Source organism: Staphylococcus americanisciuri (genome assembly GCF_024814435.1).
Classification (GTDB): Bacteria; Bacillota; Bacilli; order Staphylococcales; family Staphylococcaceae; genus Staphylococcus; species Staphylococcus americanisciuri.
Genome location: NZ_JANUXY010000015.1, coordinates 18,939 through 33,799 on the forward strand (window position 1 = coordinate 18,939; position 14,861 = coordinate 33,799).

Sequence of the window (14,861 nt, forward strand, 5' to 3'; positions counted from 1 at the left end):
CTATAACACACTTTTTCTCTTTCAAGCACGTAGAGTTTATCATGACTTACATTGATACTAATAAATATATTGATAAGCACTTGGATTATTGATTAAACGGGTACTTACGATTCCCTCTCCTTGCCAATTCATCTCTGATACACGAATACTGTTATGATCACAAGCTTCAACAATTGCAACATGACCATGCACTCCCTCTTGTGATACAAGGATTGCATTCACACGTGGCTGATTAGAAACGGTATAACCTGATTGTTGTGCATGCATCGCCCAATACTTAGCATCTCCCCAATATGTTGGAATTGGCAAATGACGTTTGGCACGTTGCTCATACGCATATGCTGTACATTGACCTGGCGTATATGCGTTGTTATATTGATGTATCGGTAAGACCTGTTTATATGTGGATTGTTCTTGTTGGGCATGTTGCGAAGATATTTTGTGCGTTGGCGGTGATGGCAATAGTTGTGCTAGTAATGGTAATGAGAGATGTGCCATTCCTTTATTTGAAATAGCAATATATTGTTGGCTCTCATTTGGTATCAAGTGAGGGTTAAACTTTTGAATTTGAGCAATGGACAATTTGTGATGAGCAAGAAAATCGGGGAGTGTTTGGTGAGCAGGCTTCACTAAAATATGATCAGCAGGTAGTTTTAATATTTGGTGCATTTTAAACGTTAGCGGTATGCTCTTGATATGATTGAGTTCTTGAATATGTTGAGTCGTTGTCGCAAATTGTTGGGCAAGCTGATAAATAGTTGTATCCTCAGTCAGTTGAACATTTTGAGTTGAAGTTGACGAGGACATCAAAGTGGTAGACACAAATACATTGGCAATCAGTGGGAAATCCAATAGCATGGCTTTCATCTCCTTACAAAATGATGTACTCAGTATAATAGCACGCACATGCATCAAATAAGGCGCATCAATCAAATTGTGACATAAATGAAATAACACTATGAATTTTGAAAAGTTGGATGAAACAAATTGATAAAATAACAAAGAAGCCGGTAATAACTATGACTCCGACTTCTCACTTAGATTTTAAAATAATACCAATCACAAAATTAGGTTGAGGTCGTTTATTGACCTCTCTTTACACAACAAAGAAAATGTTTGCTCTTAAAAAATTAGTGTTCTATTTATGATTGTTTATTTTCCTGTATACAAGAGATATTAAGGCTAATAACAAAATTATTATTAAAGCTGATATATTGATAATATTTTTGCTTTGTTCGTTATTGTTCAAGAATCCATTAATAGTCACAGTGATTAATAAGCATATTATTATTGTCGTGACGATATTGTAGAGTTTTTTCATATTATCCCTCTTATTGTATAATTTCACCAAAATATATAATTTGATCATACCATATCGAAGGAATATTTATATGAAAAAGATTATTATCGTTAATTTTTTTGATACTTTTTCTTTGTTGCCTTCTTTAAAGCTTCTATCCCCCTCAAATCAATCAAGAACATATTGATTTGAGGGGGATCACCCATTTATAACTCTCTTTTCTTTATACTGAACCCATACTTACATTGTTGTAGTTGTATCGTTCATTTGACTGCGCAAGTATGCGTCAATAAACATACTAATGTCGCCATCCATCACAGCATTGACATTACCTGTTTCAACGTTCGTACGGTGATCTTTTATCATTGAATATGGGTGGAAGACATATGAGCGAATTTGACTGCCCCAACCGATGTCTTTCTGTTCTCCACGAATCGCCGCAAGTTCTTGGGCTTTTTGTTCAAGCTCGAGTTGATACAACTTCGCTTTCAACATTTTCATTGCGGCTTCACGGTTTTTAATCTGTGAACGTTCATTTTGGTTATTGACCACAATGCCGGTTGGATGATGCGTAATACGAATGGCAGACTCTGTTTTGTTAATATGCTGACCACCCGCACCTGACGCACGGAATGTATCTACAGTAATATCATCTGGATTCACTTCAATTTCAATCTTCTCATTGTTGAATTCTGGAATCACATCACACGATGCAAAAGAAGTATGACGACGTCCTGACGAATCAAATGGTGAGATACGCACAAGGCGATGAACCCCTTTTTCAGCTTTCAAATAGCCATATGCATTGTGTCCTTTAATAACAAGGGTAACACTTTTAACACCCGCTTCATCACCCGCTTGATAGTCGGCAACTTCAACTTTAAAGCCTTGTTGCTCACAAAAGCGTTGATACATGCGCAATAACATATTTGTCCAGTCTTGTGATTCCGTACCACCCGCACCTGGATGTAACTCTAAAATCGCATTATTCGCATCATGTTCGCCATTCAACAACAATTGTAACTCAAAACGATCCAACTTCGACGCATAATCAATGACGGTCTCTTCAAGATCTGCTTTGATATCTTCATCAAATTCTTCTTGCAATAACTCATGAGTTGCATCCATTTCTTCTATATCTGACGCAATGTCATAGTATGTCGTCACAATTGCTTTCAATGCATTATTTTGATCAATAATTTCTTGTGCGCGTTGCTGATCATCCCAAAATGTTGGTTCTGCCATCATTTCTTCATACTCTTGGATGTTGGTCTCTTTGTTTTCTAAGTCAAAGAGACCCCCTAAGTTGTTCTAACTTTGATGCATACTCATCAATATTACGCTTGATTTCAGATAGTTCCATCCACTATCGCTCCTTTACACCTATTTACCGTGACAGTTTTTGTATTTTTTGCCACTGCCACATGGACATGGGTCATTGCGGCCAACTTCATCTTTTTTCACAATTGGTTTTGCCTTAACCTTTTCTTTGCCATCGTTCGCTGAAAGATGCTGACCTTCTAATTCTTTCGTTTTTTCACGCTGTACATCATCATCTACTGATACGATTGATTTCAATATAAACTTGCTGACTTCTTCTTCAATACTTTGCATCATGTTATCAAAGAGTTGGTGTCCCTCATTTTGATAGTCACGCAATGGATTTTGTTGACCATAAGAACGCAAGTGAATACCTTGACGCAATTGATCCATTGTATCGATATGTGATGTCCAATGATTATCAATTGTACGTAATAAAATCATACGTTCGAATTCAGGCATCTGTTCACCTAACAGTGCTTTTTGTTTTTCATAGCCCTGTTCAATTTTATCCCAGATGAACGCAGTGATGTCTTCACGATCTTTTCCATTCAAATCATCGACTTTCAGATCACCTTCATGTAAGAATACATCTTCCACATAGTGAATAAGCGGTTCGTAATCAGGATTATCTTCATCTTCATTGACAAAATATGAGATTGTTCGGTCTAACGCAGACTTAATCATCTCAATCACTAATTCAGAACTTTCAGGTTCGTCGATAATTTTGTTACGCTCTTCATACATGATTTCACGTTGTTTTCTAAGCACTTCATCGTACTCTAAAATACGTTTACGTGCATCGAAGTTATTCCCTTCCACACGTTTTTGTGCAGATTCTACTGCTCGAGTTACCATTTTAGATTCGATAGGCGTTGAATCATCCATACCTAAACGATTCATCATAGACTGCATACGTTCAGAACCAAAGCGCACCATCAAGTCATCTTGTAGAGAAAGGTAGAAACGGCTGTCACCTTTATCTCCTTGACGACCAGAACGACCACGTAACTGATCATCAATACGTCGTGATTCATGACGCTCTGTTCCGATGACAGCTAAGCCGCCAAGTTCTTCTACACCTTCGCCAAGTTTGATGTCCGTACCACGACCTGCCATGTTTGTCGCAATTGTTACAGCACCTTTTTGTCCTGCACCTGATACAATTTCTGCTTCTTTTTCATGGTTTTTCGCATTCAAAACACTGTGGCGAATTCCACGTTTTTTCAATAATTCGGAAATGTACTCCGATGTTTCAACAGCAACCGTACCTAGTAGCACTGGCTGTCCTTTACGATGCTTTTCAATCACATCTTCAACGACTGCATCGAACTTCCCTTTTTGACTAATGTAGATTAAATCGCTACGGTCAACACGTTGCACAGGACGATTCGTTGGAATTTGTGTAACTGTCATATTATAGATATTACGAAACTCTTCTTCTTCCGTTTTTGCAGTACCTGTCATACCCGCTAGTTTGCGATACATTCGGAAATAGTTTTGGAACGTAATAGACGCCATCGTTTTCGATTCGTTTTGAATTTTTACGCCTTCTTTCGCTTCGATCGCTTGGTGTAATCCTTCTGAAAAACGACGTCCAGGCATTGTACGACCTGTAAATTGGTCTACGATTAAAATTTCGCCTTCTGATACCATGTAATCTACGTCACGTTGCATCGTATAATTTGCACGCAATGCAATGTTAATATGATGAATAATATCAACATATTTAAGATCATACAAGTTATCGATTTTAAACATACGTTCAGCTTTATCAATACCTTGTTCTGTCAATTGAATATTTCTCGTTTGCACATCATAGTTATAGTCTTCTTCTGCTTTCAACATCTTCGCAAACACATTTGCTTGCGTATATAAAGATGTCGACTTTTCAGCCTCTCCAGAAATAATCAGTGGTGTACGTGCTTCATCAATCAAAATAGAGTCAACCTCATCAATAATCGCAAAGTTAAGCGGACGCATAACACGATCTTCTTTGTAGTTCACCATGTTATCGCGCAAATAGTCAAACCCTAACTCATTGTTCGTACTGTACGTTATGTCTTGAGCATAGGCTTCACGTTTACCAACTGTATTAAGACTATGTAAGTTAAGACCTACAGTTAATCCTAAGAAATTATAGAGTTCTGCCATTTCTTCACTTTGAACTGATGATAAATATTCGTTAACTGTGATAACATGTACGCCACGACCTGTTAAAGCATTCAAATACGTTGGCATTGTTGCTGTTAATGTCTTACCTTCACCTGTTCTCATCTCAGCAATATCACCGTGATGAATCGCAATACCACCCATGATTTGAACTTTATACGGCGTCATATTGAATACACGCTTCGACGCTTCACGTACAAGGGCAAATGCCTCAGGTAAGATTTCGTCTAATTTGTTATTCTGTTTTTTTATGTCATCTATTTGCTGTAGTTCTTCTTGGAATGATTTTGTCTTTTGTTTAATTTCATCGTCCGTTAAAATTGCCATATCATCTTCTAAAGCAATTACTTTGTCTGCAATTTTACCAAGACGTTTGACTTCTCTTTTATTACCGTCAACCAGTTTGGATAAAATACCCATTTCGTTCGCTCCTTTAGCTTAAAACTCTGTCGTCTACAACTATTCATCATAGCATTATTAAGTATACTTTTATACCGATATACTCTTTCAAATTACAATTATAGCATGATATAGCGCTGAACAACACAAATAGAGGCGTCTCTTACACGTGATCTATAAAGTAGGTTTTCCCAACAATATCATGATGATTTCAAATTATAACGTACTAAGTGAATGATAAGAGACCAAAAATACTGAAATAAAAAAGCTAGGGTGCGCTATTACTTCATGCACCCTAACCTCTATCTATCATAATGGTGTAGCAATTATTCAGTTTCAATTAAACCGTATTTACCGTTTTTACGACGATATACAATACTTGTACCATCTGTATCTCGGTCGTTAAACACGAAGAAATCATGACCCAATAAGTTCATTTGTAAAACCGCTTCTTCTGGATCCATTGGTTTTAAGTGGAATGTCTTAGAGCGAATGATTTCGATATCAGACTCTGTTGTTTCTTCTAAATCAGGTTGTGTCGGCTGTGCATCTACAAAGATATCTTCTTCGCTACCACGATCTCGATGTTTACGGTTCACACGTGTTTTATATTTGCGTACTTGACGCTCTAATTTGTTATTGATTAAGTCAATACCTGCATATAAATCATCATGACGCTCTTCTGCACGGAGAGTTACATTTTTAAGCGGTATTGTTACTTCAATTTTTGTACTAGAATTTTGATATGTTTTCACTTTAACATGTGCTGTTGCATTCGGTACATTTGTGAAGTAGCGCTCTAATTTACCGATTTTCTCCTCGATATAATTTCTCATAGCATCTGTGATTGTGAGGTTGTCCCCATGAATTTCAAAGTTAATCATAGTGCTCGCTCCTTTCAACCTCTTTTATATTGTATTTCTTACTTATATTTTAACATGTTTACGCTAACGTGCAAACGTTAACATATCTAATTTTCTGATTTTTGAATGAAATAGCTTTACAGCAGCGTTATGAGCCGTTCTGCCTGTTGTGTAAATATCATCTACAAGTAATATACGTTTGTTTTCAAGATTTATTTCATCCTTTAATGCAATGCGATTGGCAATGCGAAATCGTTCTTTTTTGGTTAAATCAAATTGTTTGTGCCTGTTGTGCATGATCAAAATATCACAGTAGTCTATACCTTGCGCATTAAGCACATATTTGACTGGATTAAAAGTCCGTGCTTGATCATTATCAGGTGAGGAAGGCATTGGTACAATTAAATCATACATTAGTGGCGGCCAAATCATATAACGCGCAATCACTTCTGATAGTGCGACGTCACGCATAAATTTATATTGTTGAATGAGCGCTTTCATTAAGCCATCGTAACAAAAAGGGGCATATATATGGTCGAAACGGACAAGACAATCACTGAGATGTTCACATGTCATACAATTGCCATCTATTAAGCGCCCCTTACAATAAGAACAGCGCTTATCAGTCATTATCTTACATTCTGAGAGCTGGATACGGCACTTTTCACATAACAAGTGAGGACGCTCAAACAAATTACTAAAATCAAGTCTCTCATTGTTCTTTGTTCGGCAGAGGAAACATATCATACATCAATCCATCCTCTCTGAAATGCCAATCTATTCATTCTTCTTATCTCTGTACGCGCACAATACATCGCGTGTGTACGCCCTTCATGAAAAAACAATACTTCTCCAGTCGGACAAACTGCTTTACGTCCAACACGACCTGCAATTTGAATCAATGCGTCAGCTGAATAGCGATGACTTTCCATAACCCATACGTCCAATGCTGCCATTGTAAATCCCCTTTCTAAAATCGTTGTTGTGAGCACAATAGAATATTGCCCCTCACGTAAGGCTTCTACCTTTGCCAAACGTTCTGAGTCTTCACTATATACATAACACATCTTTGTTATGTGACACGCATATGTTTGATAAAACTGACGCATCGCACTAATATCGCTAAAAAATAATAAAGTCGTTCGTTCTGACGTTTGTTGTGCATACATTCGGTGTAACAACGCTCTTTGTATACGTTGATAGCGTACTTTAAAATATTTGAATACAGGTACAACCAATGGATGACGATGAAAGCGTGCAGGCAATGTGACAATGTTATCTGCCCCTACTTGCTGTATCAGTTGTCTTGGTGGCGTGGCCGTCATATATACGATACTTCTTCGCTCTTTGCATGCTTGTGTCAAAGCAATCATCAACGTCTCATCCATAGATAATGGAAAAGCATCCACTTCATCCACAAAAATAACATCAAAATGACGCTTAAAACGATACAATTGATGTACCGTTGACACAATAAAATGCCCATCGTACTGTTGCCGACTCGCTTGATGTAGTACGTCTATCTCTTCATCAGCAAACGCTTCACACAAGCGTTTACTCACTTCAATCACAACATCCACTCGCGGAGACACGACCGCCACATTATCCCCTCGCTGTCGTGCATAAGCGATTGAGGCAAAAATCATCTCTGTTTTGCCAGCACCTGTCACTGCATGTAAAAGTAGCGACGTATATGTACGCACTGCCTTTAATACTTTGTCTGACGCATACTGCTGTTGTTCAGACAGCCTAAATGCCAACGTATATTTTCCGCTTGAACATACATTCACACTTTCTGTTAACCAAATAGGATCCATTGTGGACATGCGTCCTATATGCAGACAGCGTCGACAATATGTAACGTCACTATTCGACGTAATCGCTCTATAAGTGTAAAAGTCTTCTCTTGCTCGACTTCCACACTGCATACAACACATCCCATTCGCTTCTATAACACCAAATGTCTCATCTCGCACTTGTTCTTCTGTTAACTGCGTTCGATCGGATATCAGTTGCCCATGTCGCATTATTCACCCCTCCTTTTATCTCTATTACACGCTTGAGGCAACAGAATGACTTGATAACACCCAAACTTTTTCATGACGCACGTATACAATGTATCCACTGAAAAAAGCCGTTAAAATTCACATCATGAATTTTAACGACTTTTATTTGTTTATATAGTCACTCATATGATTAGATGTCGGTTTCATCTACTGGGAACTTAATATAACGATTCGTTACACCAATTCCAAAACTACCTAAACCTAAGTGTGATGAAATAACCGGACCAAACTCAGAAAAGACGACATTTTTATCTGGACAACGTTCAATCATCTCTTGATAAACACGATGTGACTCTTCTTTGTTGTCGCCACCAATAATCATAATCGTTGGATTCTCATATTGGCCAGCAAGTTCAATTGCTTTGTCTTCAATTAACTTTAATGCGCGTTTTTTTGTACGCACTTTTTCATAAGGAACAATCAAGCCATCCTCAAATGTTAAAACAGGTTTCATTTTTAACAGATTGCCAATCCATGCTTGCGCCCCTGTAATACGTCCACTTTTATGCAAATTCTTCAAGTCATCTACAACTAAATATGCGCCCGTATTTGCACGCATTACTTCAAGATCTGCTAAAATTTCTTGGACATCTTTACCTGCTTCGATTAATTCAACAGCACGCAAGGCAAACGCACCCTCTGGCAAACATGCAATCTTAGAGTCAAACGGAAAAACATTAATACCTTCTACCATCTCTGCTGCTTGGACTGCTGTTTGATATGCACCACTAATACCGCTCGACAAATGCACGACAATTACATCTGTATAACCCTCATCTCGGTATGATTCAAAGGCACGAATCATCTCTCCGATGGCCGGTTGACTTGTCGTTGGAATTGTTTCAGATTGTTCTAAAATGGAAATGAATTCATCTGCAAAAATTGTTTCATTTTCTTTATAGTTTTCGCCATTCTCCAAAGTAATACTCAATGGAACCGTGCGTATATGATATTTTTTTAAGATAGATTGAGGTATATAGCTTGTTGAATCTGTCATCACAGCTATCTTCATCTCATCGTCCTCCCCTACAAATTCAAACGTACTGACTTTACGCTTTTTTTAAAACGAAGCACAATATACAGTGTACTACAATTAACGTTCAATTACTCGTTCTAATGTTTCTTTGTATAATCTTTATTTTGTCTCATCATTCATTTTACTTTATTGAATCTGTGAACCGCTTGTATGTCTTTTGTTCTATTTTATCTCTTATTATCATACATGCTTTTAACTTAAATTTCATGTATTATTTTCGATTTCAAATTTGAATACGCTTTCTCCTATGTGAACATTGCTAACTATTATTTCCTTTACAAAATATAGTATAATATTAATTAAGAAATTTGAAGCAAAGGATGACAGACATGACACGTTCAGTCATTACAATTAAAAAAGCACATGAAATTGAAAATATCATTAATAAGTCACGCTTTATTGCACACATTGTCCCTGTAGAATCAGAAGAAGAGGCAAAAGCTTTTATCGCTCAAAAGAAAAAAGAACATCGCGAGGCCACACATAACTGTTCTGCTTATACAGTTGGAGACACTATGCATATTCAGAAAGCAAGTGACGATGGAGAGCCAAGTGGCACAGCTGGCGTTCCTATGCTGGAAATGTTGAAAAAACTCGACGTACACAATGTAGCAGTTGTTGTAACACGTTACTTTGGCGGTATTAAACTCGGAACAGGCGGTCTCATTCGTGCATATGGAGGCGCAGTCCGAGATGCGATTCAAGATGTCGGACGTATTATTCTACGCCCCGCTATTCCAATGCAAGTAACAATTGATTATGATTTGACAGGAAAGTTCGAATACGAATTGCAATCAACGACCTTTTTCTTACGCGACACAGTTTATACAGACAAAGTGACATATTATATTGATGTTATTGAAGAAGAACGTGATGCATTTATTACATTTTTAAACACGCATACACAAGCGAAGTTCGACTTGGTAGAAGACGATGTAAAACGCTTGCCATTCGACCTTAAAGCAGATTAATACTTAGTACAACATAAAAACTGATGGCTCTAGATAAGTCATCAGTTTTTGATGTTGTGTCCTTTATTCCATTTCTGTCGCTTTTTGTGCAATGCCAATAATGACTTGTGTCGCCAACATCATTACATCAATTGACGCATATTCATAAGGCCCATGGAAATTATCGCAGCCTGTAAAAATATTTGGTGTCGGCAAGCCCATAAATGACAACTGCGAGCCGTCTGTTCCACCACGAATGGGTTCTGTATTCGGTGTAATACCTAAATCAGCAAATACCGCTTTCGGCAAGTCAATAATATGTGGATGCGGCAAAATCTGTTCTGCCATATTATGATACTGATCATGAATCACAATGTTAACTGGCTGATAATGATAACGCGCATTAATATCTTGCTGAATATTAATCATTTGCTGCTTACGTTTTTCGAATATTGTACGATCATGGTCACGAATAATATACTGTGCCGTCGCTTTTTCAACATTCCCTTCTAACTGAATTAAATGATAGAACCCTTCATAACCTTCAGTATGTTCAGGAACTTCTTCACTCGGTAATAATTCGTTAAAATGCGTCGCTAAGTTAAGCGCATTGACCATTTTATGTTTCGCAGAGCCTGGATGTACGTTGACGCCTTCAAATGTTACAACCGCTTCAGCCGCATTAAAACTTTCGTACTGTAACTCACCTAATTGGCTGCCATCCATTGTGTATGCAAAGTCTGCATCAAAGCGTTCAACATCAAAACGATGTGGCCCCCTACCGATTTCTTCATCAGGTGTAAAAGCCACACGAATACGGCCATGCGGCACTTCTGGATGCGTCACTAAATATTGTAGAGCTTCCATAATTTCCACAATACCCGCTTTGTCGTCTGCACCTAGTAATGACGTTCCATCCGTCGTCATAAGTGTATGTCCGACAACTTTCTTCATATCTGGAAAAACTGCTGGATCAATCGCACGTCCAGAGTCGCCGAGTTGAATGACACCACCCTCATACTGTTCAACCACTTGTGGATTTACGTTCGCCGCATTGAAGTCTGGCGATGTATCAACATGTGCTAAAAAACCAATTGTCGGGACATCTTTATCTATATTCGAAGGCAATGTCGCAAAAAGATAACCATATGCATCCATATCTGTTTCGAGACCTATCTCCTTGAGTTCTTCTTCTAATAAGCGCAATAAGTCCCACTGTTGTGTTGTTGACGGTGTCGTGTCATTTTTAGGATCCGACTGCGTATCGATTGTGACATAACGCGTAAGCCTTTCAATGATTGCTTCTTTCATCTTCACACACTCCTTATATGCGGTTATTCATATGATAACCTTTGCGATATGTTTTGCCTTTTAGTTTACCATATCCTTGTTTTATGCGTGTATAAATATAATAAAAAATCTCTGCACATAAAATACCAAAAGCAATAGCACCCGAGATTAAAGTTACTTCTAAAAATTGATTCACTGCCTCTGTATATGCATTCGTTACTAACAAACGTGTCGCTTCGTATGCTGCTCCCCCTGGTACAAGTGGAATAATCCCTGGAACAATAAAAATAATAACTGGGCGTTTGTAATGACGGCTCATTGTATGACTCATCATTGCGAGAATAAAACTTCCAAAGAATGACGCCATGACGCTACCATAATTCAGATCAAGCGTAAATTTATAGATAATCCATCCCATTGCACCAACAAATCCTGACGCTAATAGTAATCGTTTAGGTGCATTGAATATGATAGAAAACAACATCGTCGAAATAAAACTGATTAGAAACTGTGCGATATAATACAATCCTATAGTCAATGGAAATCCTCCTCTCTAAAAAATAAGTAACACAATCGCCACACCTGCACCAATAGCAAATGCAGTCAGTGCCGCTTCAACACCACGGGACATACCCGCAAGCAGTTCTCCCGCCATCAGATCACGAATAGCATTGGTAATCAAAATACCTGGTACAAGTGGCATAACTCCTGCAATCGTAATAATGTCCTGATTGATCGCCCAACCAATTTTGGTAAAGAATGCCGCTACCATAATAACGACCATCGAACTAATAAACTCTGAAAAAAACTTAATCTGAATGAAACGTTGTACAATATCAAATGTCAAAAATGCCCCTGCTCCTGCAAGTACTGCAAACGGGAAGTCATGGCGAACACCACCAAACATAAACATAAAGAATCCAGATGCAATCGCTGCAGATAGAAACTTCACGACAAACGAATATTGTAACGATGCCCTTTCTAAATGGATAAGTTCTGATTTGGCTTCATCCAAAGACAATTCTTTACTCGATATCTTACGAGAAACATTGTTAGCAATGGCTATTTTCTCTAAATCAGTCGTCCGTTCACGCACACGCACTAAACGCGTATTCGTACGATCATTCAATGAGAACATAATCGCCGTTGACGTTACAAAAGCATGCGTATCTTTCAAACCAAAACTTGCTGCAATACGTCCCATTGTATCTTCTACACGATACGTTTCTGCACCACTCTCCAGCAACACTTTACCAGCGAGCAACACAACATCTATGACTTTATTTTCATCTATAATCGTCAATGCTTCAGGCATGAGATAGCCTCCTTTGTTTGGATACATCAAATCAATTGTCAGTCTACATTGTAATAACAGGCGTTGCAATACAAAAAGACAAATTCTCGTAACTTTTTATGAAATATTATATATAGACAAAAGAAACGATTAAATTATAAATTTTTTTGCAAAGTATTTTGACAACTATTCTTATTATTTGTATAATTCTGATAAAGAGGTGATAAAATGACATGTATCTTATTTGGCTTGGGTAAACATGCTCAAAAAGTTTACTGGCCTTATTTAAGTAAAGAAGCGCAATTCAACAAAATATTCATCGTTGATCTAGCTTCTGCACAAGAACAGATTGATACTTTGGTTGCTGACAGCCTAGTCCCCTGTGAAACTATCTTTTTAGACGACAGTATCAAGCATTATCGTAACCTACCAACAACGGTTCGGAACCAACTGCGTGATATTGTTATATCAGAAAATATTACACATGCTGTCATTGCTACAGAACCTCGTGCACATGACACATATATTGAATTTTGCTTAGATAACGGCATTAATATTCTATGTAGCAAACCACTCACAATCCCCATGTATACAAATACAGCTGTGGGTGCATCACTTATTAAAGAAAATTTCCAAACACTTGTTAAAAAATGGCAAGCAAGTGATGTCGATTTATTTGAAATTCTACCATTAAAACACACACATACCGTTTATCAATATGTTCGCACCCTACTTGAAAAGGTTGTAGAGACCTATCAAGTGCCTATCAATAAGATTAATCTTTCCGCATCCTATGATTATTGGCAAACACCTAATAATACACTCCTTCAAGAAACACAACCTTATAAATATGGGTATGGTGCACTAATGCACGAAGGTTATCATTTAATTGAATTACTCACTTTCTTCACTGCTATCAATAAAAAACATGGTTTTCAAGAAGCATATAAAACTTATCACGTGTCAGATTATCGTCCAAGTGATTATTTTAAATACTATGGTAAAGCACTCAATAAGCACGCAGACAATGTTGATAATAACGAAATATATCAACATCTCAATATTATTGAAAACTTTGGTGAATTTGAGTTAGCCACTGTAATTGACTATGTTGACGATACAAAACAAAAAATAACTACAGCCAATATACAGTTAAAACAAGCTAGCAATACACAACAACCAATGACAAATACAAAAAAAGACGCTTACCAAGAACATCTAGAAATCAGTATAGGTCCTTTCATCACGGTTAAGATTAACAGCTACACAACTGATTGTATGACAGAACCCTATTTCGACATTGTTATTTTTAGAAATACTACTCTTTTAGACGGCAAAGCAGTCGAAAGGCTTCAACTGTCAGATATTGAACCACCATTCACTTCATCATTGCATACACTGGACTATCATCAAGCCGTATCCATCGAAGCATTTGATAACTTTTTCTTCCATAATCAATCACATTCCAATATCCTTGATCATCAAGAAGAAATTGAAATATTAACTGCTTTATACCAACAAATGGCACAAAATCTTGATATGTCACATTTCCGCTTTGCTGTAGAGTTAATTATTGAACATAACAACAAGTTTTTAGTATGTCGACGTCGTCCAGATGTTGAAGTCGCACCTGGCTTATGGAATGTACCAGCTGGTAAAGTACAATACAACGAAAGTATGGACGCAGCAATTATACGTGAAGCTAAAGAAGAAACTAATCTAGATATTACTGATTTTAGTTGTCTAGGCTATCAATTTATTAATAAGGCACATCAACGTTGCGTATACACTTATCATGTCAAAATTGATGACATTTCAAATATTCAAATAGACACTGGTGAATTCGATCAATATGCTTGGATTGATGCCTCAAATGTTTCGGAATATTCATCCTTAAACCCACACATTCAAGCAGCTATTGTCCAATTAAGTCATACTAAATCTTAAATCGAGTAGGAGAATAGTCATTAGTTGGCTATTCGTCCTCTCACACCACCAAGCATACGGATTCGTACTTGGCGGTTCAATATCTTGCGTAAGCCAGCTCTGCAAGTTCGACTAAAGGTATTAGTCCCCACTTGTAGAGTTGTTTTGTTGTTAAAGCACGATGAACTTCTTGCGTTTTTGAGAGTCGCCAATATTTCTTTCGTGAATACGCAATTCTCTTCGCA

12 protein-coding genes and 1 pseudogene are annotated in these 14,861 nt (G+C 37.5%); 2 read left to right on the top strand and 11 right to left on the bottom strand.

Going from position 1 to position 14,861, the window contains the following annotated elements; all coding sequences use genetic code 11:
* Positions 1-57: 57 nt before the first annotated feature.
* From NXS11_RS10655 to fakB1, 7 genes are all read right to left on the bottom strand, one after another.
* Positions 58-858, bottom strand: a complete 801-nt coding sequence (locus tag NXS11_RS10655; protein WP_259201113.1) for a CHAP domain-containing protein — start codon at positions 856-858, stop codon at positions 58-60.
* A gap of 682 nt (positions 859-1,540) precedes the next feature.
* Positions 1,541-2,663 (bottom strand): peptide chain release factor 2 gene (gene prfB / locus NXS11_RS10660; protein WP_259201115.1). Its coding sequence is split into 2 segments (ribosomal slippage): positions 1,541-2,590 and positions 2,592-2,663, totalling 1,122 coding nucleotides; the frame shifts between segments, so codons are not numbered across the junction.
* 20 nt (positions 2,664-2,683) lie between these two features.
* On the bottom strand, positions 2,684-5,212 hold the full coding sequence (gene secA / locus NXS11_RS10665; RefSeq protein ID WP_259201121.1) for a preprotein translocase subunit SecA: 2,529 nt from the start codon (positions 5,210-5,212) through the stop codon (positions 2,684-2,686).
* A gap of 305 nt (positions 5,213-5,517) precedes the next feature.
* Entirely contained in the window at positions 5,518-6,075 is a 558-nt protein-coding gene (gene hpf, locus NXS11_RS10670; RefSeq protein ID WP_259201130.1) for a ribosome hibernation-promoting factor, HPF/YfiA family, read from the bottom strand.
* Positions 6,076-6,138: 63 nt separating this feature from the next.
* Complete coding sequence (locus NXS11_RS10675; protein ID WP_259201132.1) at positions 6,139-6,630, bottom strand: ComF family protein; 492 nt, start codon at positions 6,628-6,630, stop codon at positions 6,139-6,141.
* Positions 6,631-6,797: 167 nt separating this feature from the next.
* Positions 6,798-8,081 carry a DEAD/DEAH box helicase family protein gene (locus NXS11_RS10680; protein ID WP_259201135.1) on the bottom strand — a complete coding sequence of 428 codons (1,284 nt, stop codon included), beginning with the start codon at positions 8,079-8,081 and terminating at the stop codon, positions 6,798-6,800.
* 169 nt (positions 8,082-8,250) lie between these two features.
* Positions 8,251-9,132, bottom strand: a complete 882-nt coding sequence (gene fakB1, locus NXS11_RS10685) for a fatty acid kinase binding subunit FakB1 (protein WP_259201136.1) — start codon at positions 9,130-9,132, stop codon at positions 8,251-8,253.
* A 353-nt stretch (positions 9,133-9,485) separates the two neighbouring features.
* Between fakB1 and NXS11_RS10690 the strand changes: the two genes are divergently transcribed.
* Positions 9,486-10,127 (top strand): YigZ family protein, encoded by a 642-nt coding sequence (locus tag NXS11_RS10690; protein ID WP_259201137.1) that lies wholly within the window; start codon positions 9,486-9,488, stop codon positions 10,125-10,127.
* A gap of 63 nt (positions 10,128-10,190) precedes the next feature.
* Here the strand turns inward: NXS11_RS10690 and pepT are convergent, their stop codons facing one another.
* From pepT to NXS11_RS10705, 3 genes are read right to left on the bottom strand one after another with little or no spacing between them, the layout of a single operon-like run.
* Complete coding sequence (gene pepT, locus NXS11_RS10695) at positions 10,191-11,417, bottom strand: peptidase T (RefSeq protein ID WP_259201139.1); 1,227 nt, start codon at positions 11,415-11,417, stop codon at positions 10,191-10,193.
* 13 nt (positions 11,418-11,430) lie between these two features.
* Positions 11,431-11,922, bottom strand: a complete 492-nt coding sequence (locus NXS11_RS10700) for a threonine/serine exporter family protein (RefSeq protein ID WP_373319409.1) — start codon at positions 11,920-11,922, stop codon at positions 11,431-11,433.
* A gap of 27 nt (positions 11,923-11,949) precedes the next feature.
* Positions 11,950-12,711: a threonine/serine exporter family protein gene (locus NXS11_RS10705; RefSeq protein ID WP_259201144.1), complete on the bottom strand. Its 762-nt coding sequence runs from the start codon at positions 12,709-12,711 to the stop codon at positions 11,950-11,952.
* 207 nt (positions 12,712-12,918) lie between these two features.
* On the opposite strand from NXS11_RS10705, the gene NXS11_RS10710 reads away from it, so the two are divergent.
* Positions 12,919-14,637 (top strand): NUDIX domain-containing protein, encoded by a 1,719-nt coding sequence (locus NXS11_RS10710; RefSeq protein WP_259201147.1) that lies wholly within the window; start codon positions 12,919-12,921, stop codon positions 14,635-14,637.
* A 76-nt stretch (positions 14,638-14,713) separates the two neighbouring features.
* Here the strand turns inward: NXS11_RS10710 and NXS11_RS11180 are convergent.
* A pseudogene (locus NXS11_RS11180) lies at positions 14,714-14,861 on the bottom strand (group II intron reverse transcriptase/maturase); the annotation flags it as partial.